Source organism: Dactylosporangium sp. NPDC050688 (assembly GCF_040654515.1).
In the GTDB taxonomy this organism is placed as follows: domain Bacteria; phylum Actinomycetota; class Actinomycetes; order Mycobacteriales; family Micromonosporaceae; genus Dactylosporangium.
Genome location: NZ_JBFAIC010000035.1, coordinates 87,692 through 110,928, shown reverse-complemented (window position 1 = coordinate 110,928; position 23,237 = coordinate 87,692). Strand labels below are relative to the sequence as shown.

18 protein-coding genes, 1 tRNA gene and 1 pseudogene are annotated in these 23,237 nt (G+C 71.1%); 11 read left to right on the top strand and 9 right to left on the bottom strand.

Features of this window, described 5'->3' with window-relative positions; genetic code table 11:
* Positions 1-1,015: 1,015 nt before the first annotated feature.
* Positions 1,016-1,225, bottom strand: coding sequence for a hypothetical protein (locus AB0H83_RS29430; RefSeq protein WP_360100090.1), 210 nt, complete (start codon positions 1,223-1,225; stop codon positions 1,016-1,018).
* A gap of 286 nt (positions 1,226-1,511) precedes the next feature.
* Here AB0H83_RS29430 and AB0H83_RS29425 point away from each other — a divergent pair, with 286 nt between their 5' ends.
* On the top strand, positions 1,512-2,348 hold the full coding sequence (locus AB0H83_RS29425) for a polysaccharide deacetylase family protein (RefSeq protein ID WP_360100087.1): 837 nt from the start codon (positions 1,512-1,514) through the stop codon (positions 2,346-2,348).
* Positions 2,349-2,556: 208 nt separating this feature from the next.
* Here AB0H83_RS29425 and AB0H83_RS29420 read toward each other — a convergent pair whose 3' ends face one another.
* Complete coding sequence (locus tag AB0H83_RS29420) at positions 2,557-3,546, bottom strand: WYL domain-containing protein (protein WP_360100084.1); 990 nt, start codon at positions 3,544-3,546, stop codon at positions 2,557-2,559.
* 60 nt (positions 3,547-3,606) lie between these two features.
* Here AB0H83_RS29420 and AB0H83_RS29415 point away from each other — a divergent pair, with 60 nt between their 5' ends.
* Positions 3,607-4,056, top strand: a complete 450-nt coding sequence (locus AB0H83_RS29415) for a hypothetical protein (RefSeq protein ID WP_360100081.1) — start codon at positions 3,607-3,609, stop codon at positions 4,054-4,056.
* A 329-nt stretch (positions 4,057-4,385) separates the two neighbouring features.
* Here AB0H83_RS29415 and AB0H83_RS29410 read toward each other — a convergent pair.
* Positions 4,386-4,655: pseudogene (locus AB0H83_RS29410) on the bottom strand (cation transporter); the annotation flags it as partial.
* A gap of 117 nt (positions 4,656-4,772) precedes the next feature.
* Between AB0H83_RS29410 and AB0H83_RS29405 the strand changes: the two are divergent.
* Positions 4,773-6,575 carry an extracellular solute-binding protein gene (locus AB0H83_RS29405; protein ID WP_360100078.1) on the top strand — a complete coding sequence of 601 codons (1,803 nt, stop codon included), beginning with the start codon at positions 4,773-4,775 and terminating at the stop codon, positions 6,573-6,575.
* A 25-nt stretch (positions 6,576-6,600) separates the two neighbouring features.
* On the opposite strand, the gene AB0H83_RS29400 is transcribed toward AB0H83_RS29405, so the two are convergent.
* Complete coding sequence (locus tag AB0H83_RS29400) at positions 6,601-7,842, bottom strand: Hsp70 family protein (protein WP_360100102.1); 1,242 nt, start codon at positions 7,840-7,842, stop codon at positions 6,601-6,603.
* A 461-nt stretch (positions 7,843-8,303) separates the two neighbouring features.
* Between AB0H83_RS29400 and AB0H83_RS29395 the strand changes: the two genes are divergently transcribed.
* Positions 8,304-9,446, top strand: a complete 1,143-nt coding sequence (locus AB0H83_RS29395; RefSeq protein ID WP_360100075.1) for a DUF5925 domain-containing protein — start codon at positions 8,304-8,306, stop codon at positions 9,444-9,446.
* 470 nt (positions 9,447-9,916) lie between these two features.
* On the opposite strand, the gene AB0H83_RS29390 is transcribed toward AB0H83_RS29395, so the two are convergent.
* Positions 9,917-10,309, bottom strand: coding sequence for a hypothetical protein (locus AB0H83_RS29390; RefSeq protein ID WP_360100072.1), 393 nt, complete (start codon positions 10,307-10,309; stop codon positions 9,917-9,919).
* A 221-nt stretch (positions 10,310-10,530) separates the two neighbouring features.
* Between AB0H83_RS29390 and AB0H83_RS29385 the strand changes: the two genes are divergently transcribed.
* A tRNA-Thr gene (locus tag AB0H83_RS29385) sits at positions 10,531-10,588 on the top strand.
* Positions 10,589-10,596: 8 nt separating this feature from the next.
* Positions 10,597-11,151, top strand: coding sequence for a hypothetical protein (locus AB0H83_RS29380; protein ID WP_360100069.1), 555 nt, complete (start codon positions 10,597-10,599; stop codon positions 11,149-11,151).
* A 112-nt stretch (positions 11,152-11,263) separates the two neighbouring features.
* Here the strand turns inward: AB0H83_RS29380 and AB0H83_RS29375 are convergent, their stop codons facing one another.
* Positions 11,264-12,436, bottom strand: a complete 1,173-nt coding sequence (locus tag AB0H83_RS29375) for a hypothetical protein (protein ID WP_360100066.1) — start codon at positions 12,434-12,436, stop codon at positions 11,264-11,266.
* Between AB0H83_RS29375 and AB0H83_RS29370 the strand changes: the two genes are divergently transcribed.
* Positions 12,431-12,841 carry a hypothetical protein gene (locus AB0H83_RS29370; protein ID WP_360100063.1) on the top strand — a complete coding sequence of 137 codons (411 nt, stop codon included), beginning with the start codon at positions 12,431-12,433 and terminating at the stop codon, positions 12,839-12,841. The two genes, AB0H83_RS29375 and AB0H83_RS29370, sit on opposite strands and share 6 nt — an antisense overlap.
* Before the next feature lie 588 nt (positions 12,842-13,429).
* On the opposite strand, the gene AB0H83_RS29365 is transcribed toward AB0H83_RS29370, so the two are convergent.
* Positions 13,430-16,492 (bottom strand): tetratricopeptide repeat protein, encoded by a 3,063-nt coding sequence (locus tag AB0H83_RS29365; RefSeq protein ID WP_360100060.1) that lies wholly within the window; start codon positions 16,490-16,492, stop codon positions 13,430-13,432.
* Between the two features lie 192 nt (positions 16,493-16,684).
* Between AB0H83_RS29365 and AB0H83_RS29360 the strand changes: the two genes are divergently transcribed.
* Together AB0H83_RS29360 and AB0H83_RS29355 are read left to right on the top strand one after the other, a co-directional pair.
* A complete protein-coding gene (locus AB0H83_RS29360) occupies positions 16,685-17,677 on the top strand; it encodes a methyltransferase (RefSeq protein WP_360100057.1) in 993 nt (330 codons plus the stop codon).
* Between the two features lie 29 nt (positions 17,678-17,706).
* Positions 17,707-18,162: a hypothetical protein gene (locus tag AB0H83_RS29355; protein WP_360100054.1), complete on the top strand. Its 456-nt coding sequence runs from the start codon at positions 17,707-17,709 to the stop codon at positions 18,160-18,162.
* An 85-nt stretch (positions 18,163-18,247) separates the two neighbouring features.
* Here AB0H83_RS29355 and AB0H83_RS29350 read toward each other — a convergent pair whose 3' ends face one another.
* Both AB0H83_RS29350 and AB0H83_RS29345 read right to left on the bottom strand, forming a co-directional pair.
* A complete protein-coding gene (locus AB0H83_RS29350) occupies positions 18,248-18,718 on the bottom strand; it encodes a hypothetical protein (protein WP_360100051.1) in 471 nt (156 codons plus the stop codon).
* Positions 18,708-21,479 (bottom strand): LuxR C-terminal-related transcriptional regulator, encoded by a 2,772-nt coding sequence (locus AB0H83_RS29345; RefSeq protein WP_360100048.1) that lies wholly within the window; start codon positions 21,477-21,479, stop codon positions 18,708-18,710. The genes AB0H83_RS29350 and AB0H83_RS29345 overlap by 11 nt, the downstream gene beginning before the upstream one ends.
* Positions 21,480-21,636: 157 nt before the next feature.
* Here AB0H83_RS29345 and AB0H83_RS29340 point away from each other — a divergent pair, with 157 nt between their 5' ends.
* Complete coding sequence (locus AB0H83_RS29340) at positions 21,637-22,218, top strand: dihydrofolate reductase family protein (protein WP_360100046.1); 582 nt, start codon at positions 21,637-21,639, stop codon at positions 22,216-22,218.
* A gap of 10 nt (positions 22,219-22,228) precedes the next feature.
* Positions 22,229-22,714: a pyridoxamine 5'-phosphate oxidase family protein gene (locus AB0H83_RS29335; RefSeq protein ID WP_360100043.1), complete on the top strand. Its 486-nt coding sequence runs from the start codon at positions 22,229-22,231 to the stop codon at positions 22,712-22,714.
* The last annotated feature ends 523 nt before the right edge of the window (positions 22,715-23,237 follow it).

Here is a 23,237-nt window from a genome sequence, read left to right as displayed (position 1 = left end):
CGCAGCCCCTCGAGGTACTGGTCGCCGCTACGGGTCATCGGGCGCTCCCGTTGGCGGTGAGCGGGGCGGTGAGAGGCATGCGCGTCGTCTCCTGTGCGTGGGTTTGACTGGTTGGAGGGCTTGGTAGCCGCGCCGGTGGCGCGCCGGCGGTGCTCGGCACAGGCCCGCAGGCCCATGCCGAGCGGGTTCACGCCGAGAATCGGGCGGATCGACGCGAACCCTGGCGCATGGCGGCACATCATTTCCTTAAGCTGTCCGGCTTGCCGCAGGCCGGCATCGTCGTGGCGACGACCCCCGTACGCTACGGTATAGTAGAAGGCTAGCTTACTTAAGTACAGTAACCAAGGCTCTTTCCATCGGTCCCCAAGGCCCGCTACGGCTTGCGGACAATGTGCATCGGCGGCGGCCAAGCCCCGGTCGCCGTCTTCGAACGGGTCACCGCGTGAACGGGGTCCTGCTCGACATCGACGGGCCGGTCGCCCGGGTCACCCTGAACCGGCCTGATCGCGGCAACGGCGTCACGGACGCTCTCGCCGCCCGGCTGCACGAGGTCGCCGCTGAGGTGGGGGCCCGCCGGGATGTGCGGACCGCCACCTCGGCGCGGGCGTCAGCGGCGACTACGGCATCACGTGGCTGCTGCCGGCCCTGCTCGGTAAGGTCCGGGCAAGTGAGCTGCTGCTGTTGTGGAGAAGCTCGACGCGAAGACGGCGCTGCGGGTGGGACTGCTGGCCCAGGTCGTGCCCGGTGCGGCCTTGCCGGTCGCCAGGTGCCCTTCGCGCTCGTTTGCCGGCGGTCGGGAAGGTCAGCGCGTACGGGATGACGACGGCCCGCACGGCGGGGCCGGTGTAGACGGCGGTCACCTCCTCGTACGGCTTGGGGACACACCGAGTGGGCCGGCGGCGCGTCCGCGTCCTCCTACGCCCCGCGCTACCCGTCCAGCCCGGTGGCGCTCCCAGCCGCCAACCGGCTCCTGGTCACCGCGCTCTTGTCTCCCTGACCCGCCGCGCTTCCGCCGTCACCACGCGAAGCGGCGGCGCTTGCGGCCGGTCATCCGCTCCGCTGCGGAGACGCCCCGGCGCAGCAGCCGCGTGGCGCGCGTCGACCCGCGGCGCGCCTCCATCCGGTCGCTGACCTTCTTGGCCGCGGCGATGGCGAGCGGCACCGCGATCGCGGCCACCGCCCACCGGGCGATCATCTTCGGCAGCATGGTCGTCCTCCCGTACACGTCGTCAAACGTTCACCGGACGGATACCCTCCGCTGCCCGGAACCAACCGCACCCGGCCCTACGAGCCGATCTTGCGCATCGCCCCGAGCGCCGCCCATCGACTGGCTTCGGCGGCCCGATCTGCGTGAACGCCCGCAAGGTCGACCCCGCCGGCTTCCGGGACAACGCGGAATCCGACGGCGCCATGCTTATGTAGCAGTGGATCAGTGACGACCCCCGCCGTGGCCTTCAGCTACTGACCGGGTCGCCGGCCCGCCGGCCGGTGCGGCGTGCAACCCTGTCACGGTGTCCGCCCGTCTGGAAGGTATGCGTTTTGCGATCTTCGGCCTGCCGGCCGCCGTGGTGGTGCTGCTGGTCACGGTGACCGGCGACAGCATCACCGTGACACGGCCCGCGCAGCCGGCGCCGGCCGTGTCCGCCGTCCCGGTCGCCGCCGCGCCCCTGCCCAGCCCCACCACGTCGGCGTCCCCGTCACCCAGCCCGACCTTCCATGACGGCGACGGGCGCTTCGGCGCCTTCATTACGACGGGGAGCCAGGCGGTCGCCCTGACCTTCGACGACGGGCCGGACCCGATCAACACCCCCAAGCTGCTGGCCATGCTGCGGGAGCGGCACATCCACGCCACGTTCTGCATGGTCGGATTCCGGGTCCGCGACCGGCCCGACCTCGTCCGGGCCATCCACGCCGACGGGCACACCCTGTGCAACCACTCGTGGCAGCACCTGCTGAACCTCGCCCAGCGCGACGACGCTTACATCGACTGGGATCTCAGGCACACCAACGACATGATCCGCGCGGCGGTCGGCACGGACGTGCCGGTCCGGTACTTCCGCGCGCCCGGCGGCAACTTCACGCCCGCCCTCGTGGCGAAGGCGCGCTCGCTGGGCATGGACTCGATCTCCTGGGACGTGGACCCGCGCGACTGGGAGCACATCCACGACAGCGGTGCGTCGGCGCACATCTCCCGCGTGGTGAGCCACGTGAAAGGCCACACGCGCCCAGGCTCGATTGTGCTGTCGCACGACAACGGCCAGCCGAACACCATCACCGCCTACCAGTACCTGCTGCCCTGGCTCCAGGAACGCTTCACCCTGGCGGGACTGCCCGCCGCCGGGCTGTGACGTTCACAAAAGGGCTGTGACGGTCGCGACGGGTAGGTATCCGCTGCGCGTTCGTCACGTTGCGGTCCCACAGTTGCAGCTGGGTGCCGTTGGTCGTGCTGCTGGAAGGGTCGTCCAGGCAGCGGCCCGACTGCGGGGGTGCGCAGAATGGCTCAGTGAGGTGATCTCGGCGAGATTGGCTTACGCGCCTGTGAGCGGACTGGGTATGTCAATCCCCTGACGTCGTCGGGTACAGCCGGGTCATCGCCCGGAGCGTTGCGGTGATGCGCGCGACCAGTTCGGGAGGGGCGAGTGCCTGCGCGTCCGCGCCGAGCCGGAGCAAGCCGGCTGCGGCGTGGTCCACGCTTTCCAGCGGGATGGTGACGCGTCGCCAGCCGTCCGGGTCGGCGGGTGTGAGGGTGCGCGCCGCCAGCCGGCCGGCCCGCGGGCCGAGGACGTCGGGCAGGGCGGCGATCCCGGCGGGCGACAGACGCACCACGGCGACCTCGGCCGTTTCGGCCCGCTCGTACCGTTCGACATGTGCCTGCCAGAATCTGGTCAGGTCGAAGCCGTCCGGGCGGACGAACCGCTCCGGCAGCCGCCGCAGCTCGACGATGGCGGAGACCCGGTAGGTGCGCGGCTCACCGTGCCCGGCGGCGATCAGGTACCAGACTCCCGCCTTGAGGACGAGCCCCAGCGGCTGCAGCCGCCGGCCGACCACACCGGGCCTGGGCGCCCAGCGGCGGTACCGGACCTCGATGACCTGGTCCTGCCAGAGCGCCTCCGCGACGGCGAGCAGGTGCGGCACCGCGTCCGGCTCCCGGAACCAGCCCGGCGCGTCGAGGTGGAAGCGCTGCCGGATCCGATTCGACGCCTCCCGGTACGGGGTGGGCAGCGCCGCCATCAACTTGAGTTCCGCGGCGGCCACTTGGGCACCGAGCCCAAGCTCGGCGGCCGGCTGCGGCATGCCGGTCAGGAACAGCGACTCGGCCTCGTCCGCGGTCAGCCCGGTCAACCGGGTGCGGTAGCCGTCCATCAGCTGGTACCCACCGGTGGGTCCCTGCTCGGCGTAGATCGGCACGCCCGCCGCGGCCAGCGCCTCGACGTCGCGGTAGACGGTCCGGGCGGTGACGCCGAGCTCCGCGGCAAGCTGTGCGGCGCTCATCCGCCCGCGGTTCTGCAGCAACAGCAGCAGGGACAGCAACCGGCTCGCACGCACCGGGACAGTCTTCCAGACCACTGACAGAAGATGTCAGGGGTAGCGTCCCATGATCGCCGCATGAACGACTTCGACTTCATCATCGGCTCGTGGAACGTGACCAACCGGCGCCTCAGGACGCTCTTCGCCGGCAGCGACGAATGGGACCACTTCCCGAGCACCGTGACCAGCCAGAGCATCTTCAACGGTGCCGGCAACACCGAGGAGATCGTCTTCCCGACACTGGGCAGCCGCGGCTTCTCGCTACGCCTGTTCGACGTCGAACGCAAGGGGTGGTCGATCTACTGGGCGAGCAGCACCACCGGCCTGCTCTACCCGCCGGTGGTCGGCACCTTCACCGATGGCCGCGGCGACTTCTACGGCGACGACACCCATGAAGGAAGGCCGATCAAGGCGCACTTCATCTGGTCGGACATCACCCCCACCTCGGCGCGCTGGGAGCAGGAGTTCTCCGCCGACGGCGGGCACACGTGGGAATCCAACTGGGTCATGGAGTTCACCCGTGTCTGACCCGTGGCCCCGCGGCACAACTTCCCGACTTCGTGGCGGTCGGCGCCACCACAGTGGATGGTCGGGCGCGACCGAGGTCGCGGTGCTGTCCTGACCGGCGCGGAGTCGGCAAGCGGCAGGTGCCGAGCAGCGATCCCCTGCGGTGACGTCCCAGCGCCGCGGAACCCCGCGGTGTACCTTGAGGACATCCGTGCGGCGATGGTGCAGGCGCCGAGGTTCGCAGCGCCGCGGCCTACCTGCAGGCATTCGTGCTCTGCGGCATCAGCACGGTCCTGCTCACCCGGCATACCTGGCGGCGACCGGATATCGGCGAGGCTCTGCTCCGCCGTGTCGACGAGGGCTGGGTCGACGGCGTCCATCAACCGGCGGTACACCTCCCGCGCCGCGTCCTTGAGCACGAACGCGATCGCGGCCGTGATGACCAGCCCCACGACCGGGTCCGCCCACCGCCAGCCGATCGCCACACCGCCGGCGCCGAGGAGCACGGCGAGGGAGGTAAACCCGTCGGTCCGGTTCTGGTAGAAGATCGCGTTCACGATCTCCCGCAGCTCGAAGCGACCCTGATGCCCCGAGAGCGACGGGTGCCGGACCTTCGGGCTGGACGAGTCGAGGGTTACCCGTAGCGGGCCGTCCAGTCGGCCACGTCCGGCGGATAGCGGCGGCGTTGTGGCCGTCGGTTAAGATGCGGGGCTCTGCCGGTGAACAGGAGATCGTCGATGGGCGTTGTCGCGGGGCCACGTACGCGAATGCCGCTGGTGATTGCGGTGATCGTCGGTCTGATAGCCGTCGTGGTGACGTACGTGGTGCTCCGTCGCGACCCCGGGGAGGCGGGCGCCGACAAGCGAGCCGGCTGTGAACCCATCGAGGTCAGTTCGTCGACCGAGAAGGCCGACCTGATGATCGAGTTGGCCCGCCGGTACAATGCCTCCGACACACTGTACGGCGGCAAACGGTGCGCATCGGTGACCGTGCACCGGCTCACGTCCGGCGCGGCGGCGGAGGCGCTTGGCTCCGGATGGGATGAACAGCGCGACGGTGGGCCGGCACCGCAGGTGTGGACGCCCACCGCATCGTTGTGGCTCCAGTTGGCCCGCCACCGGGAGACCACCGGCGGCAAGCAGGTGGTGCCAGCGGCCGGCACGCAAATGCCGTCGATCGCGCAGAGCCCGTTGGTCATCTCGATGCCGAAGCCGATGGCCGAGGCGTTCGGCTGGCCGAACCGTGAGTTCGGGTGGAGCGACGTGCTGGCGCTGGCGTCCGATCCGCAGGGGTGGGGCCGGTACGGCCATCCCGAGTGGGGGCGCTTCTCCTTCGGCAAGGACAACCCGCACCGGTCCACGTCCGGCTTTGCCGCGACGGTGGCCACGTACTACGCGGCGACCGGCCTGTCCCGCGAACTGACTGCGGCCGATCTCACCCAGCCCAATGTGATCAACTTCGTTCGCGGGGTCGAAGCCGGCGTCCTGCACTACACCGACGATGCGGTGAAGTTCCTCGCCAACTTGGCCGAAGCCGACGCCAAGGGCGCCGCGATGTCGTACGTGAGCGCCGTCGTGCATCAGGAGCAGCTCACCTTCCTCTACAACAAGGGCAACACCACCGGCGACCCGAAGGTGAAAGGCAGGGCGCCCACGGTGCCGCTCGTGCCGATGGTGCCGCGGGACGGCACGCTGATGCTCGACCACCCGTACGTGGTGCTGCCTTCGGCCAGTGACGCACAACGGGAAGCAGCCGCGGACTTCCTCGCGTTCCTGCAGCAACCGGCCCAGCAGGCCGCGTTCGCGGCGATGGGCTTCCGCGACCACCAGGGCAACGCCGGCCCCGAATTGGCGCAGACCCTGCGGATCCCGGCCGGGCAGCAGCTCAGCCTGATCCAGTCACCCGTCGGAGAGGTCCTGGACAAGATCCTCGCCGGCTGGGACGACCTGCGGAAGAAGGCGAGGGTGCTGCTCGTCCTCGACGTCTCGGGCTCGATGAAGGAAAAGGCGGCCGGTGACATCAGCAAGCTGGAAGCCGCGAAGAACGCGGCGATCGCGAGCCTCGACCTGCTGCATCCCGACGACGAGGTGGCACTGTGGACGTTCTCGGGGCAGCGACCGAACGGTGCGCAGCCCTACACCGAGCGGCTGCCGATGTCGCGCATCCGTGACGCGAAGCAGCAACTCACCGACATCATCCGGGCGCTGAGCGCCGATGGCGGCACGGCCTTGTACCACACGACCCGGGCCGCCGACGTGTACATGCGGGGACGGCTGGACGCCGACCGCATCAACGCGGTCGTGCTGCTCACCGATGGGCGCAACGAGTATCCGGCCGACAACGACCGGGCGAAGCTGCTCCGCGACCTGGACGGGTCACGCCTGGAGAACTCGATTCGCATCTTCGGTATCGCCTTCGGCGAGGAGGCCGACCTGGACACGCTCGAACAGATCGCGAAAGTGTCGCGGGCAGCCGCCTACGACGCGCGCGACCCGGCCAGCGTCGACAAGATATTCAGCTCGGTGCTGAGTAATTTCTAGCGGGCAATGCCCGACAGCCGCGTCTTCAACGGTCGAACACGATACCGAGGGCCACCCGCACCGTATGCACGATCACGGTGACCACGGCTCCCGCAATCAGCCCGGCCGCCGCACTCGCACCGGCGAGGCCGCCGATCATGCCGCTCAGGGCACCCAGCAGCACGGCCGCTGCCACACTCCACGGATCGGTGAGGTGGCCGCGGATCGATCGCCCCCGCTCCGGTTCGACGGCCTCGTCGACGCTCGACGCGCGGCCTGCCGTCGTCGAGGCCGGCGATAGCTGCATGATCTGCTGCGGCGAGCCCTGCGGCACGGATGACGGGCCAGCGGCCGTTCCACGCGCTTGCGCAACGGACACCTGCGACCCGGCACCGGCGGGCAGCCTCATCGTGACACCGGTCGGCGTGTGTTCCTCGCACGCGTCGAGCAGGACCAGTGAACCCTCCGCCACCACGAGCTCGGGCTGCTCCAGAACCGTCGGCGGCATCCCGAACGCGCGGTGCAGCAGCGTCGCAACGAGTGGGACGCGGCTCGACCCGCCGACGAGGAAGATGCCGCCGACGTCTGACAGCCCGATGCCCGCGCTCCGCACCGCGACGCGGGTGACCGCGACCGTCCGCGCGATGACCGGTTCGGCGAGCTGCTCGAACTCGTCCCGGCTCACCGGAACGGTGTCGTCGAGGACCGGCAAGTGCACCAGCGTCTGCGAACGCCGGCTCAACGACTCCTTGGCCAGCCGAACGTCATTCCACAGCTGCCACCGGGCACGACGGTCGGCGGCGGTGGCCGGTCGCAGCAACCGGTCCCAAGCGTCCGGGGCCCGCTGCGCGATCAGCCGGCCCAGGTGCTCCACCAACGCGGCGTCCAGATCCAGGCCACCCACCTCGGGCAGCCCTTCACTGGCCAGTACCGTCAGCGCTCCTGCGGGGCCGCGCCGAACCACACCGGCGTCGAACGTGCCAGCCCCGAGGTCGTACACCACCGCGCACTGACCCGCGCCGACCCGGCCGACCTGGCCGAGGAAGTAGGCGGCGGCAGCGATCGGCTCCGACACCAGTATCGGGCTCGGCAGGCCGGCACGGACGGCCGCAGCGGTCAACCGGCTCAACCGCGACGTGCCCCAGGTCTCCGGATGCGTGACCACGACACGATCCGGGGTCTGGCCGACGACCTGCCGCGCCTCCGACGCCACACGTCCCAGCACGGCGGCGACCAGGTCGACCACGTCGGTCTCGTAGCCGCCGAGCAGAACGATCCCGTCTGCCATCCTTCGCTTCGGGTTGGGCTCGTACCGATCCGGATACACCCCCGCCGACCGCACGGCTTCGGCACCGGACAACACGTCGCCGGGGCCTTCCAGGAGTACCGCCGACGGCAGCAGCGGTGACCCATCGAAGAGCAGGGAACGTGCTTCACCGCCGCCGCGACGCACCATGGCCACGGTGTTGAAGGTGCCGAAGTCAATCGCGAGCAGCACGCCGTAAGCCATCGTTGCAGCGTACGCGGCGCCCGCACTTCCGTCCCGCCTTGATCGGTGCGTCCTGGTGGCTCGGGCGCGTTCAGAATGACGCGGGAGTACGTGACGAGCACGCCTGACACGATGGGCAACGGCTGGCCAGACCGGCGCGACGAAGTCGCCATCCAGGTGTGCGACGGCGGCGGCGCCGTGTCCGGCCAGGGCCTGGAAAATCGGTGTACCGCAACAGCTTCAGCGGCGATCATTGATCCGTGCGTACTCCACGGCAGTTCCCGCTGCAGCTCGGCGCCCCCGGCACCGCGCCGGAGACGCTGCTGCCCATCGTCGTCACGGTCGACGACGCCGACTCCCCGCGCGACGTCATCGACGCCCTCGCACTGACCTCGTTCGTCACCGGCACCCAGCCGCACGCCGTCACCAAAGACCTCAACAACGTCCGCGACGATGCGACCCTCCTCCCGCCAGGTGTACTGGTGCTGCGCACGACCATCAACGAGACCGAACGCGCCAGCCTGGCCACCGGCGACGGCTGGACCCTGCGCGCGGTGCACTGGCCGCGCAACAAGACCGCCACGGTGTCGGTCACCGCGACCAGCACGGAACTCGGCAAAAAGATCATCGCGTCGGCGATCGACGGGATGACCGAAGAGCCGCCACCGCTGGAGAAGGCCGTCTCGATGGGCTTCTGGTACGCCTCGGCGAACGGCCCGCAACGCAACCCGCGGCCCATCACCGCCGGTCCGTGGTCCGACATCCGCAACAACTACGCCCGCACCGCCGCGACGCAGTTCGACAAGCTGGTCGGGGTCGACCGCACCTCGGTGCGCGGCCGGCTCCTGCTGCTGCACGGACCACCGGGCACGGGCAAGACCACAGTGCTGCGCGCGCTGGCCCACGAGTGGCAGGACTGGTGCCAGTTCGACTGCGTGCTCGACCCCGACTCGCTGTTCAGCAGCCCTGCCTACCTGATGGAGGTCGCGCTCAACCGGGCCGGCGACTGTTCGTGCCCGGACAAGAAGCACGAGAAGTGGCGGCTGCTCCTGCTCGAAGACTGCGACGAGCTGATCCGCGGCGAGGCCAAGCAGCACACCGGGCAGGCGCTGTCCCGGCTGCTCAACCTGACCGACGGTTTGCTCGGTCAAGGTCGTAAGGTCCTGGTGGCGATCACCACCAACGAGGATCTCGCCCGGCTGCACCCGGCTGTCGTCCGGCCGGGCCGCTGCCTGGCCCGGATCGAGGTGCCTGCGTTGCCGTTCGGCGAGGCGGCAGGCTGGTTGGGCACGTCAGCCGGCATCCCAGCCGACGGCGCGACCCTCGCCGAGTTGTACGCACTGCGTGACGGCTTCGACACGACGGTCGAGCGCGAGCCGGCCCTCAGCGGCCAGTACCTGTAAACGCAGCAGCGTGGCCGGGGTGACCAAGAACGCGGACCATCGGGCTCGGGCAGCAGCCGCGACGACGACGCCGGCACAACCCGATCTTCAGGCTGCAGAGCCGGGCGGTGAACCTGCCGGCGCAGTATCGCCACCTGGTGCCGCAACACGAGCAGCTCGACGTCCTTGGCGCCGCCGTCGCGGGTGAGCTGGGTCAGCATCTGCAAGGCCTGGCGTAGCAGCAGGTACACCAGCGAAGCGGTCATGACCTCAATCGTCGCCCCAGTCGGGGAGGCAGACGTCGGACAAAGCCGCACGTCACAGCCCGAACCGAATTTACGAGTCCAACACGTTCGTCATCCTCGACGGCAGGTGCTGCCCACGCGCAGTCACAGCGTGCCGTCGCGGGTCCTGCGTGCAGCATCCGGACGGCAGTACAGGCCGCGGTGGCGATGACACGTTCGCGCCGCCACCACCGCGGGCCGGTCAGGTTAGGTCCACCACAGGGACTTGTCCACCTCGGTCGCCTCGATTGCAGTGGAGTTCCTCATAAGCACCGCATGGAACTGCCCGCTGTCACAGAGCCGCCCGTAGAACCACGCGGCGATCGCCCCGGGGTCGTCGGACGGGATCGCGTCCACCGAGAACTCGAACTGGTAGGACTCGCACCGGCCGAAGTCACCAGGGTCGCAGAACATCCCGGCGAGCCAGAACTCGGTGCCGCGCTCGTCCACACCGTGCCCGGAGATGCTTTCCCCGTCTCCGCCCATCCGGACGAGCCGGACCCCGAGCACCTCGCTGAGCGCCGGTAGCAGCGCGGCGAGTTCCTCAGTCGTCCGGGTCCGGCTATCGACCGGCGAGACGGCGAAGGCCCATTCACCCATCGAGCACCCCCACGGTCAGCATACGAGCCAGTCCCAGCCCTTGCAGTTCAGCCCCGTCTGGAAGTCGATGGTCTGGGTCGGCGCCATCCAGTCCTTGCCATAGATCTTGATCTCTGTCAGCGTGGTTGGGCTGACCGGCGTCAGTGGGTCGTCCGTCCCGCGTCGCCGGGATCGACGTGCCGGCCATCGCGACCTCGACGGACGGGCTGCCTTCGTCGGCCAGCTCAATCAGCAGAGCACCGGGCTTGTAACCCGGAGGGTGCGGGTGCGAGGCCCGCCACGCTGGCATGGCCGCGAACACCGACCCCACCCCGGACCCGTCCACGTCCCCGACGGGTGCACCGACCGGCGTCAACCTCGGCTACGCCGTGGACCAGCTGGCGCAGGCGCTCGTCACCGCGACGACGCACGAGGACACTGACACGCGCCGCCGCGCCGACCGCCGCATGGAGCGGTGGGGCGCCGTGCTACGCGGCGTCCTGGACGGGAAGCTGACGATCGGATCCCGCACACCGGTCAAGGACCTGCCGGCGTGGGTCACGCCGGGGGTCGTCCGGGGTGGCTTCGCGACCGGGTCGGCGGCCGCCGAGGGCCCGTTGCTGCCGCACGAGCAGGCGCTCGCCACGAGGATGCGTGTTGCCGCCGACCGGGCGGAGCTGTTCCGCCACCACCTGAGCAAGCACGGCCTGACCGAGCTGTGGACGCTGCTGGACACCGGCGCTCGTGGACGGCTCCGACCGGGTCGGCGCCCTGGAGATCACCGCCGGCCGGGGTCCGCGGCCAGGCAGACACCCGTTCGGGCGCCGATGACGACGGGCTGCTGCGGCGGTTGCAGACCCTGACCACCCTGCTGGCCGTGTTGATCGTGGCCCGGCGGCCGTACGGCGATGTGCCGGATCGGTCGCCGCGGATGTACCTGGACGCAGGTGCCCCGGCAGGCCCAATCGGCAGGGGTCAGCGCTCGCCGATCGATGCCAGCGGGATGCCGACGACGGTGCGGCGACCGTCGTACTCGGTGAGGGTCCACACCCGCTTGCCCTGGGGCTGGTAGGTGAGGTCCTCCGGGCCGCCGACGCGCACGCTGGTGTAACGGCTCGACGAGCCGAGCTTCGCGCGGTGGATCCAGGCCGGCAGCCGGTTGAACTCGCTGGAGGTGAGCACGAATGCGGGCCCGTCGCCGATGGTGAGGACGCCGTTGACGTTGGCGCGCGAGGTCACGTAGGCGGCGCTGGAGGTGGTGTCGGGCTTGCCGTCCCGGCCGAGGTTCCAGCGGACGATGCGCGCGTTGGCCGGCTTCGGGGAGTGGACCCCGTCGCGGTCCTCCTTGTACTCGACGGTGACGAGCGAGTCGGGCGTCGTGCTGCGGTCGAGGCTGATCGCCGAGATACGCAGTCCGTCCTTGGCCCGATAGTATCCGACCTGCGGGATCGCGTAGCGGTAGTCCGCCGCGTACGCCTTCTTGTCCAGGATGCCGATCTTCTTGCGCGTGTCGTCGGCCCGGGTGCGCCAGACGTTGTGCAGGTCGAATACCCGGATGGCATCGGTGTCAGCGACGTAGAGCCGGTAGCCGTACCAGGCAACGCCGCCGACGTGGGACTTCGCGGCGTGGAAGCTCTCGCCGTCCTCGTCCGGCACGACGAGCAGCACGTGCCGGTACTCCGGCTTGCCTGCGTCGTCGTAGTTGACGAACGTGATCCGGCTGCCCCGGTTGGTCCCGTCACGCCCCCGGCCGTCGTACCAGGTGGCGGCGATGACCCGGTGGCCGTTCCAGAGGCTGTCGGCGTTGGCGTCCCACGATCCCGTGAGGCCCTGCGGGATCCAGGTCTTGCCGTCGTTGTCCTCGTCGTTCCAGCAGAACTGGACCGAGTCGGCGGTCGGCGGCACCCCGCACCGCGCCTTGGCGCTGTGGTTGGCGTCGCGGAGGACGTCGGTGAGCCGCGCACGGTCAACCCGGCCGTTGAGCTCGTCGACCGCGTTGTCGTACTTCGTCGACTCGTCCGTCAGCTCGTAGCTGCGCACCGATTCGGTGATCTCGGTCGGCTGGAAGTCCACGCGCTCGGCGGCGACGCCGAACGCGGCCACCGCGGTCAGTCCCGCCGTGGCGGCGGGCACGAAGAGATGGTGCATGACAGTTACCGCTTTCGGCTCCGGCGGCTCACGTCGAGCGCGATCGCCGCCACGATCAGGATGGCGATGACGGAGATGATCCATCCGGCCATGTCCATGAAGTCCCCTTCCGATCGGTCGGGTCTGCAACCCGGCTCGATACCCGGGCGACGCCGGGGTAAACACGATCTACCCGGACGAGAAATCGTATTCGCGCTCGACCGCGGCGACATCGCCGCCGGCCCGCCCTCCGGCAACCGCTTCCCGACGATGTATCACGCCGTCGCCAAGGGCACGCCGTACTCGTGGCCGAACCGGTACTGGTACATCGGCTCGGCCGTCTGGTGGGGCGGCGTCACCTACCGTCGCGCCAACGTCCCGGGCGCCACCACCGACACCGGCTTCGGGCTGAAGTTCTTCGAGTGACGCACGGCCGCGAGGTTGCCGGTGCGTGCACGCCGCTGTTCGGGCCGTGCATGCACCGGCGCGGCGGGCGCGGGCGCCACGGGCCAGGCGACGATCGGAATTGGCAACGCGCCACGTCGTGCCCGCCTCGGGGCGGGCGACGCCTGCAGGCTCGGCCGTGACGCTGGCAACCCGCCGCATCCCGCCCGACCTGGTGGTCGAGGCGCCGGGCGAGCGGCTGGGCCCGGCCGCGGTGCCGTGGCCGTCGATCCGCCTGGTCATGCTGACCGGGCGCGGCGGCTTCGCAGCTCGACGGCGTCGGCGGGTTGCGAGCGTGGCCGCCTGCCCGGGCGAGCCCGTCCATGGTGGACTCCGCGGCGACGTCGACGCGGTCACCGCCGGACAGGTCGACGAGCGTGATGTTCAGCTGCATGACACCGCCGGCCGGGTGGGCTCCGGCCCAGTCTGCGACCGGCGGGGCGCCCGGCGGCGGGCCTGGCTCGGACCGTGCGCGCAGCGTCAAGCGGTGTGCATGGATTCCTCGGCGGCGGCACCCGTGCGGTCGAGGAGCTGGGCCAGGAGCCTGTACCTGGGTACCGGATGCAAGCCCTATTCAGGAGGCCCTTGCATCCGGATGACCGGGTCGGTGGGGGCCAGGTGAGCGCGGACGGCCGCGGTGGTGGTTTCCTCGTCGTCGGTACGGTCGATGCCCAAGCCGGTGAGGATGGTCAGGGCGTGCTGCCAGTGTTCGCGGGCTTGTACGTCCTCGCCCCGGGCGCGGTATGCGTGGGCGAGTCCGTCGTGGGCGCGGGCCTCGTCGACGGGCTGGCCCAGCTCGCCCGCCAATGTAAGGGCCTTGTAGTGCTGAGCGACGGCGGTGTCCGGGTCGCCGGTGGCGTACCGTAGTCGGCCCAGGCCCTGCAGAGCTTCGAACTCGTAGTTGCGGTCACCGGTCGCGTGGGCCCGATCGAGGAGCTGCTGGAAGCTGTGTTCGGCCTGCCGGTGCCGGCCTTGCAGTCGCTGGACCTGGGCGAGGCCGGTCAGTGCGTTCAGTTCACCGACGTGGTGGCCGGTGGTCCGGGCCAGGCATGTCGCCGCCTGATAGTGGTCGGCGGCCTGGTCGTACCGGCCATGCATCCGGTGGATCTGGCCGAGGCCGGTCAGTGCGTTCTGCTCGCCGACGCCGTGTCCGGTGGCCCGGGCGATCAGCAGCACCTGCTCGAAAAGGTCGGTCGCCTGGACATACCGGCCCTGCATCCAGTGCAGCCGACCGAGGCCGGTCAGCGCGTCCAGCTCCAGCACGCCGTGTCCGGTGGCCCGGGCACTCAGCAGCACCTGCTCGAAAAGGTCGGTCGCCTGGACATACCGGCCCTGCATCCAGTGCAGCCGACCGAGGCCGGTCAGCGCGTCGAGTTCGCCGACGCGGTGCCCGGTGGCCTGGGCGATCCGCAATGCTTCCTGGAGGTGGTCGGCGGCCTGCGCGTAGCGGCCTCGAAGGCGGTGGATGTGACCGAGCCCGGCCAGCGCCTCCATCTCGCCGGTGCGGTGGCCGGTGGCGCGGGCGGTGGTCAGGGCCTGCTGGTGCAGGGCTTCGGCGTCGTGGTAGCGGCCCCGGGCCCGTAGCGGCCGGCGCAGGATGGTCGACAGGTCCAGGACGTGCTCCGTGCGGCCGTGTTCGGCGGCGTGCCGGGCGGCGGCCAGCAGGTTGGTCAGTTCAGCGTCCAACCAGCCGAGCGCGGCGGCCGGGTCCCGCAGGTCGGGACCCGGAGTACTCGCGGAAGGTACATCGGGGCTACCTTCGGCCTCCCAGGGATGTGCGACGTCCACTGCGAGCGCGGCGGTGTGCCGGTAGTGGTCGAGCAGTCGATGTAGCGCCGCGCGGCCGGCGGACCCGGTCTGGTCGCGGGCTGCGATGTGCGCGGCGTGGGCGTGGACGAGGTCGTGCAGCCGGTACCTGGCGGGTGTGGGTTCTTGCAGCAGATGGGCGTCGAGGAGGTGCTCGAGCAGCCGGCCGGCGTCGTCCGGGGTGGAGTCGAGCAGTGCGGCCGCGGCATACGAGTCGGTGTCCGTGCCGGGGTGCAGGCCGAGCAGCCGGTAGGCGCGTTGCTGGTCGGAGGGCAGGTGCTGATAGGACACGTCAAGGGTGGCGGTGATGCTGCGCTGCCCGGCCTCGAGCTCGCCGAGCCGGTGCTGCTGGTCCCGCAGCCGCTGCACCAGGTGGGACAGGTTCCAGGCGGGGTGGGAGCGTAGCCGGGCAGCGGCGATGCGGATGGCCAGCGGCAGCCGCCCACACAGCTCGGCGAGCTCCGCAACCAGGTCGGCCGGCTGGTCGTCGGGTTGGAGATGGCCGGAGGTCTGGACGAACAGGCTGCCGGCCTCCGGCAGGGGCAGGGTGTCCAGCGACAGTGTTGTGGTGTGGTCGAGCCCGGCCAGCCGGCGTCGGCTGGTGATCAGCACCAGGCAGCCCGGGCCGCCGGGGAGCAACGGTGCCACCTGGGTCTCGGTGGCGGCGTTGTCCAGCAGGATCAGCATCTTCTGGTCGGCGAGCCGGGTACGGTACAGCGCGGCCCGATCTTCCAGGGCGTCGGGGACCTGGGCCCCTGGAACGCCGAGGGCGCGCAGCAGATGGTCGAGCGCGTCGGCCGGCTCGCGGGGCGTCATGCCCGGTGTGTGACCGTGCAGATCGATGAACAGCTGCCCGTGCGGGTACCGGTCGGCGATCCGGTGCGCCAGGTGGACGGCGAGCGCGGTCTTGCCGATTCCGGCCATCCCGTCGATCGCGCTGATCACCACCGTGGACGCGTCCGGCGTCTGCTCCAGCGCGGCGACCTCACGGGAACGGCCGATGAACATCGGTGGCGGCGCCGGCAGCTGCCGCACCCGCGTCGCCGCGCGCGTGGCGGCCGGTGACAGGGTCAAGGTGGGGTCGGCGGCCAGGATCTGCCGGTGCAGCTGCTGCAGCGCCGGGCCGGGCTGGACCCCGAGTTCCTCGTCTAGCAGCCGGTAGACGCGTTGGTAGGCCTCGATGGCGTCGCCTTGCCGGCCCGCGCGGTACAAGGACACCATGAGGTGTGCCCAGAGCCGCTCGCGCAGCGGGTGGCGGGCGGTGAGCTCGGCCAGCTCGGCGGCGAGCACCGCCGGCTCCGCCAGGCCCAGCCGGGCCTCGATGCTGTCTTCGAGCACCACCATGCGCAGCTGTTCGAGCCGTTCGACTGCCGGCTGGAGCTCGGCGGGCAGTGGCAGGTCTTCCAGCACCGGTCCACGCCATCGAGCGAGGGCTTGCGTCAGGTGCTCGGCTGCGGGTGCGTGGCGCTGCTCGGTCAGCGCCTGCCGGCCCTGGCCGGCCAAAGCTTCGAAGGCGGCAGCGTCCAGCTCCTGCGGCCCGACCCGAAGCACGTACCCGCCGGGTTCGCGGTGCAGGCGGGGCGGGTCGGCCGGCTCGTCGGTGTGCAGCAGCCGGCGCAGGCCGCTCACGTAGGACTGCAGGTTCGCCCGCGCCGAGACCGGCGCCGCTTCGGGCCACAACAGGTCGAGCAGTGCATCGGTCGTCACCGGTGTGTTGGCGCGCAGCAGCAGCACGGCAAGCAGGAGCCGCTGCTTGCGCCGGGGCGGCGAGAGCAGCCGCCCCGCACCGTCCCTGATCTCCAGGGTGCCAAGTATCCGAAACTCCATGATCCCCGTCCGGGTGAGGCATCCACCAGGCAAGCCGAACGGCGGGACGCCCGACGCGATCTACACATCAGTGTATGGCCCGCGTGTAGGGCGCGACGGCAGTGTGGTCACGGACAGCGACAACCGACGACGAGACGTTGTGGAGTAGTCATGATCACGGACGCTGACCGAACGCTCTCGCCGGTCCCCTTGATGCAGTTGACGACCGGCTTCTGGGCCTTCAAGACGCTCGCCGCGGCCCATGAGCTCGACCTGTTCTCACGCCTGTCCGGCACGACCGGCACGACGGCCCCGGACCTTGCCGAGACGCTCGCCATCGAGGAACGACCGGCGGACATGCTGCTCACCGGGTGCACCGCACTCGGGCTGCTCGTGAAGCACGACAGCCGCTACCGCAACAGCCCGATCGCCGAGGAGTTCCTGGTCCGCGGCAAGCCCTACTACTTCGGCGGCTGGGTGCAGATGCTCGACCAGCGGTTGTACCCCGGATGGGCCCGGCTGACCGACGCGATCCGCACGAACCGGCCGACCACGTGGAACCCGGACCGGCAGAGTTCGCTCTTCGACGGCGAGGATCCCCGACTGCTCGCGGTGTTCTGGGAGGCGATGCACTCGCTGTCGACGTTCACCGCCCGCGCGTTGGGCCGGGCCGTCGACCTGAGCGGCGCCCGCCGGCTGCTCGACGTCGGCGGTGGCTCCGCGGCGTACGACATCGAGCTGTGCCGGCTCTACCCCGACCTGACCGCGACGGTCTACGACCTGCCGAAGGTCGCTGACATCGCAGCCGGAAAGGTCGAGGAAGCGGGCCTCGCGGACCGGATCGGGACGGTGGCCGGTGACTTCTTCGCCGGCGCCGCGCTGCCCGGCGGGCACGACACGATCCTGCTGTCCATGATCCTGCACGACTGGGCGGAGGACCGCTGCCGCGGGATCCTCCGGAAATGCTGGGCGGCCCTGCCCAGCGGTGGTCAGGTGGTCGTCGCCGAGCTGCTCGTCAACGACGAGCGCACCGGACCGCCACCCGCAGCGTTGATGAGCCTCAACATGCTCGTCGAGACGGAAGGCCGCAACTACACGCCCGGTGAGTACACGCGCTGGCTGCGCGACGCCGGTTACCAGGACGTCCGCACCGTCTGGTTCGACGGACCAGGCGCGAACGGTGCGGTCATCGGCACAAAGCCGTAGTTTCTACCACCCGACAGGAGGAACAGATCATGCTCAGCCGAATGCTCATCACCGCCACGCTGGCAGTCGCGGCGCTCGCCGTGCCGGTCAGCGCCACGGCGGCGCAACCCGTGACCCAGGCGGCCACGACGACCGTGGCGCAGGCGGCCGCGGAGGTCGAGCCGACGATGTACCCGCCGGCGGACAAGGTCCTGTGGTCGCTGACCGGCGTGCGCGGCCAGCGGTGCGAGACGGGGACGCTCTGCGTCGACGTCTGGGATCCGACCCGCGCCTCGTACAAGGTGTTCATCATGCGCACCTGCACCACCCGTGCGCTGCACGACTTCCATGCGTACGGCAAGCAGACGGAGTTCATCAACCACCAGACGCCCGGCACGGTGACCCGGTTCCTCGGCCGCCCGCACGACGTCCTCGTCCAGTCCACGGCACCGAGCCACACCACCACGATCGACTGGGGTCCGGTGTGGTACATCGACGTCTGCTGACGCCCGCCTCGTGCCCGGCGCCCCGTTGCGGGGCGCCGGGCCGGTGCCCGACCACCCGCCGGTTCACGCATCGGCGCCGGTTGCGCTACTGCAGCCGGCCGCGCAGGTCGTCGCGGTTGCGTTCGAGGGCGGCGACGAGGTCGGCCAGCCGGCATTCGATGCGGGCTTCGGCGATAGGCTGCAGGTGTCGCGGCCGCTGCCCTTGGTCGATGTTCGTCGGCATGAAACTCCAGCCTTCGATGCCGCTCCACCCGGCCTGCACGACGGCCGTCCGGCCGTCCGGGCTCTGCACGTGCAGCCAGGCCGTGCACTGGTCACTGAAGTCGTACGGCAGCAGCGCCTTCCCGCCGGCGGCCAGCCCGTGCAGCCGGTCGATCCACTGGGCCAGCAGCCGGGCGAGGTTCTCCTCGACCGCCGCGCCCGCCGTCGGCGAGTCGTCGATGGCCAGGTAGTACGAGTCGGCGGTGTGGCGGTATCGGCCCAGGCGCAGTTCGAGGTCGTTGTGCACGCCGCGGTCGGTCGCCACCCGGTCGAACCGGATGAGCTCATGGTCCATGGTCGTCATCCTCATCGGTGCCGACGGCGCGGCCGGGCGGTGAGCAGCCGAGGGCGGCCAGCTCGCTGTGCCCGGCCGCCTGCTGGCCGGGCAGCAGGGCCAGCGTGCAGGCCAGCTCGAACCGCGAGTCCAGGCGGTCCCACTGCCCGAGCGCCTGCCGTAGCACGGCGGGGTCGCCGGACAAGCGGCCTCGGGCGCGGGTGAGCACCGCCGCCGCCCAGCGGTGTTCCGACGCCACCGGGGTGACCCGGGCGAGTGTGTCGGCGGCGTCGGGCAGGCCGGCCACGACGGCCAGCTCGGCGCCGGCGGCCCGCGCGTACCCCTCCCACCAGCGCTCAGGAAACACGGCGGTGCACCGCTCGACCAGTGCGGCGGCCCGGCGGGTGTCGCCCGTGTGCACCGCGATCCGTGCGTCCGCGAAAGCGACGACCGCCGCGAGATCGCCCGACTGCCGCGGGTCGTCGTGACCGGCGACCTCGAGCGCCCGGGACCGCCACCGGTCGGCCTGCCCGTCGCCGCGCAGGCCGTGCACCATCGCAACGGCCGCCAGCGCCGACGACATCCAGGCCATCTCCGGACGTCCGTCGCGCACCCAGTTGTCCCACAGGGCCCGCGCCGCCTCGACGGCCTCGTCGAACTGGCCGGAGAGGGCGAGCACGCGGATCAGGCGCGGCATGGCCAGGTAGGGATGGCTGCCGACCGGGTCGTCGGCCTGGGCCCGCCGCACAGCGGTACGCGCGGCGGGCAGGTCCCCCGCTGCGATGGCGGCCGACACTGCGACGTGATGGGCGTCGGTGATCTCCGCAGCACCAGCCGGATCGTGGGCGGACAGCGCGAATACGACCTTGATACGCAGTTCCGCGACGCGGTGCGCCCGAAGCGGGCGGCCCAGCTGCACGGCAGCCGTGCCGAGGGCGTCCAGGCACAGTGCGGTGAGCGCCGGGTCGGCGGCGCGTCGGGCGGCCCGCAGCGCGATGCGCGCCGGCGCCGCCGAGGTTGCGGGCTCGCCGAGCTCGTGCCACGCCCGTGCGGCGGCCAGGACCGCGGCGGTCGCCGGGTCGGTGCCGTCCGTCGCGTCGCTCGCCTGCCGCAGCAACCGAGCACGGACCGCCCGGGTCACCGGCCCGGCGAACTCGGCCGCGTACCGGACGGCGACGATGACGGCGTGCGCCAGCGCCGTTGCCCGCGCATCGCCGGTCGCGCCGGCCCGGTCCGCCGCCTCCAGCAGCAGGCGCAGCGCGGCCGGCCCGTCGGAGACGATCACCGCCGCGTCGGCGGCATGGCGCAGGTCGCGCACGGCCCGGGTGGCGTCGCCAGCTCGGGCTGATGCCGCCCGGTAGTGCTCGCGTGCCTCGGCGAACGAGCCGCGGGCGAACGCCAGCCGGGCAAGTCCGACGGCCAGCTGGTATGCCGTGTCGTCCGGGGCAGGATCGGTGTGCGCGAGGGCCGCGCGCAGGTCACCGACGATCTCGTCGAATGTGGTCGCCCAGTCGCCACGGTCGTCCGGCGCGAGCGCCTGCGCGGTCGCGGCCGCCCAGTGCAGGTGACGGAGCCGGACCTCGGCAGCCTCGCCGGCCCCGTCGAGTTGCTGCTCACCGAATGCGCGGACGGTGTCCAGCAACCGCCACCGGCTCCGGCCGTCGGGTGTCACCCGGTGGGTCAGGAGGCTCTTGTCAACGAGGCGGCCGATGAGGTCGGTCAGCTCGCCGCGGGATCGCTGCGGCATCACGGACGAAGCCGCGTTCAGGTCGAAGCCGCCGACAAACACGGACAGCCGCCGGAACATCGCCCGCTCCGGCTCGTCGAGCAGATCATGGCTCCATTGCAGGACGTCGTGCAGGGATCGGTGCCGCGCGTCGGCCTGCCGTCCGCCGGTGAGCAGGAGCAGCTGGTCGTCGAGCGCCGCGAGCAGACCGTCGGCGCCCAATGACGCCGAACGGGCGGCGGCCAGCTCGATCGCCAGCGGCATGCCGTCCAGGCGGGTACAGATCTCGGCGAGCAGCGCCGGGTCGGCGGCGAAGTCCGGCGACACCGCCCGCGCCCGGTCCAGAAAGAGCCGCTGGGCGTCGCTGTCCGACGGCAGCGGCGCCACTAGCACGAGGTGCTCGCCGCTCACGCCGAGCCGTTGCCGGCTCGTGGCCAGGACGGTGACGCCTGGGCAGTCGGCGAGGATCCGCTCGACCATCGGGCCGATGTCGTCGACCAGATGTTCGCAGGTGTCCAGCACCAGCAGCGACTGCTCGGTGCGGAGCCGGTCGATCACCGCGTCGGCGAGGGACCGTGGCGGACGCTCCAGCACACCCAACGCCCCGGCGAGCGCCAGCAGCACGAAGCCGGCACGGACCGGCATCAGGTCGACGAACGTCACGCTCCCGGGACGATCCGCCACGACGGTCTCGGCCACCGCGACCGCGAGCCGTGTCTTGCCGACCCCGCCCGGGCCCAGCAGGGTGACGAGGCCGGCCCGGCCGATCCGGTCCAGCACGGTCTGCATGTCGCGGTGGCGTCCGACAAACGTGGTCCGGTGGCCCGGGATACCGGAAGGGCGCGGCGCAGTCGGGCCGGACTCGCCCGCCAGGACGGCCATCCGCGCCAGCGTCCGCCGATCGCCGGCCCCGAGCTTGCGCAGCAGCGACGACACGTGACTCTCGACGGTACGCACGGAGACCTGCAGCTGCTGAGCGATCTGCGCGTTGGACAGGTGCTCCCGCAGAGCGGCGAGCACCTCGGCCTCCCTGGGCGAGATCTCCGGCCGGTCCATCCCGCCATCGTCTCGCATCGCGCCAGCCGCCGCCGTGCCCCCCGTTGGCGGTCACGGATCCGTGGCGGATCCGTGGCCACCACGGATGCGGTACGGGGCCTGCACCGGCACGGTGGACGGGTCAGGGCAGGTACGAAACGACCGGAGGAGCACAGCCATGGGAAAGGTCATCTTCGTCATCAGCATGTCCTTGGACGGCTACACGACGGCAGCGAACCAGACACCCGAGAACCCGATGGGCGACGGCGGCTTGCGGTTGCAGGAGTGGGCCTTCGAAGCCGACGAGACGAACCAGCGGTACCTGGCCGCGGCCGTCGACGGCCTCGGCGCCGTGATCACCGGGCGCCGGACCTACGACACGTCGCTGCCCTGGTGGGGCGCCGACGGCCCGAGCGGACCAGCGCGGCGGCCGGTGTTCGTCGTGACGCATGAGGCGCCCGAGCAGCAGCCGGAGCAGGGGGTGTACCACTTCGTGACCGACGGCCTCGAAAGCGCCCTGGCGCAGGCGCAGACCGCCGCCGGCGACAAGGACGTCACAGTGATGGGCGGCGCCGACATCGGCCGGCAGTACCTCGACGCGGGACTGCTCGACGAGATGGAGATCCACCTGGTGCCGGTCCTGCTCGGTGGCGGCACGCGGATGTTCGCCGGCCTCCCCGACGGACATGTCCGGCTGGAGCCGGTCGACGTCCTGCCCACACCGGCGGCGACGCACCTGCGCTACCGCATAACCCGATAGGCGGGCCGGCATGAGCACCGACCTCGCCGGTCACGCGCGCGAACTGCTCGACGCGAACCGGTACCTCGTCCTGGGCACCGTCGACCCGGACGGCCGGCCGTGGACCTCGCCCGTCTACTTCGCCGCCGCCGGTCACCGGGAGTTCTGCTGGGTGTCCGCAGCCGACTCCCGGCACTCGCGTAACCTCGCCGACCGCCCGCGGGTGAGCATCGTCGTGTTCGACTCCAGCGTGCCGCCGTACCACGGTCGCGCGGTCTATGCGGTCGGCGATGCCGGCGAACTGACCGGGGACGACCTCGACTGCGGGTTGCGGATGTATCCCGGGCCGACCGCACGGGGCGCCACCCCGGTGGCGCGGCAGGATGTGACCGGATCGTCGCCCTATCGGCTGTACCGGGCCACCGCGTCCGACGTGTGGGTGTTGTGCCCGCGAGCCCCGCAGCAACCATGTTCGTTGCACGGGCTCGCCCGCGATCATCGGACGAGGGTGGCGTGACGCCCTCACCGAGGCATCGTCGGCGGCGACCCGGGCCGGCTCGTGGAGCGCGTTGCACACCGACGAAGAAACGCCGAACCCGGCCCGGACCGCCGATGGACGATGCCACCACCGTCGCTGGCCGCGCCGGCCGGGCCGGACGTGACGGCCCTGCCCGAACTGCCACGAATCGCGGGTGCTGATCGGCCTCGACACCACGGGCACACGGATCTGCGCCGGCTGCGCAGACCTCGAGTACGACTACACCTGCCGGCGGTGCGGCACTTCCGGCACGTTCCCGATCCACCGCACCTGCTACCGATGCCTCGCCGAAGCCCGCATCCAGGACCTGCTCACCGTCACCGACGCCATCACCCAGCCGCTGCAGCGGGTCGCCGACGCGCTGCTCGCCGCAGGCACCGGCGAAGCCGTCTGGCGCTGGCTCGCTCCCGACCACCCGACCGCTGCCCTCGTCACCGCCATCCGCGACGCCGACGAGGTCCTGCACGACCCCGTCCGGCAGCGACACCAACACCTACCTGCT

Excerpts from the sequence above, each read along its gene's own strand:
- AB0H83_RS29415 (WP_360100081.1), top strand. The coding sequence starts at position 3,607 with ATGAACGACTTCGACTTCATCATCGGCTCGTGGAACGTGACCAACCGG.
- AB0H83_RS29405 (WP_360100078.1), top strand. The coding sequence starts at position 4,773 with ATGGGCGTTGTCGCGGGGCCACGTACGCGAATGCCGCTGGTGATTGCG.
- AB0H83_RS29400 (WP_360100102.1), bottom strand. The coding sequence starts at position 7,842 with ATGGCAGACGGGATCGTTCTGCTCGGCGGCTACGAGACCGACGTGGTC.
- AB0H83_RS29390 (WP_360100072.1), bottom strand. The coding sequence starts at position 10,309 with ATGGGTGAATGGGCCTTCGCCGTCTCGCCGGTCGATAGCCGGACCCGG.
- AB0H83_RS29380 (WP_360100069.1), top strand. The coding sequence starts at position 10,597 with ATGGCCGCGAACACCGACCCCACCCCGGACCCGTCCACGTCCCCGACG.
- AB0H83_RS29375 (WP_360100066.1), bottom strand. The coding sequence starts at position 12,436 with ATGCACCATCTCTTCGTGCCCGCCGCCACGGCGGGACTGACCGCGGTG.
- AB0H83_RS29365 (WP_360100060.1), bottom strand. The coding sequence starts at position 16,492 with ATGGAGTTTCGGATACTTGGCACCCTGGAGATCAGGGACGGTGCGGGG.
- AB0H83_RS29360 (WP_360100057.1), top strand. The coding sequence starts at position 16,685 with ATGCAGTTGACGACCGGCTTCTGGGCCTTCAAGACGCTCGCCGCGGCC.
- AB0H83_RS29355 (WP_360100054.1), top strand. The coding sequence starts at position 17,707 with ATGCTCAGCCGAATGCTCATCACCGCCACGCTGGCAGTCGCGGCGCTC.
- AB0H83_RS29350 (WP_360100051.1), bottom strand. The coding sequence starts at position 18,718 with ATGGACCATGAGCTCATCCGGTTCGACCGGGTGGCGACCGACCGCGGC.
- AB0H83_RS29345 (WP_360100048.1), bottom strand. The coding sequence starts at position 21,479 with ATGGACCGGCCGGAGATCTCGCCCAGGGAGGCCGAGGTGCTCGCCGCT.
- AB0H83_RS29340 (WP_360100046.1), top strand. The coding sequence starts at position 21,637 with ATGGGAAAGGTCATCTTCGTCATCAGCATGTCCTTGGACGGCTACACG.
- AB0H83_RS29335 (WP_360100043.1), top strand. The coding sequence starts at position 22,229 with ATGAGCACCGACCTCGCCGGTCACGCGCGCGAACTGCTCGACGCGAAC.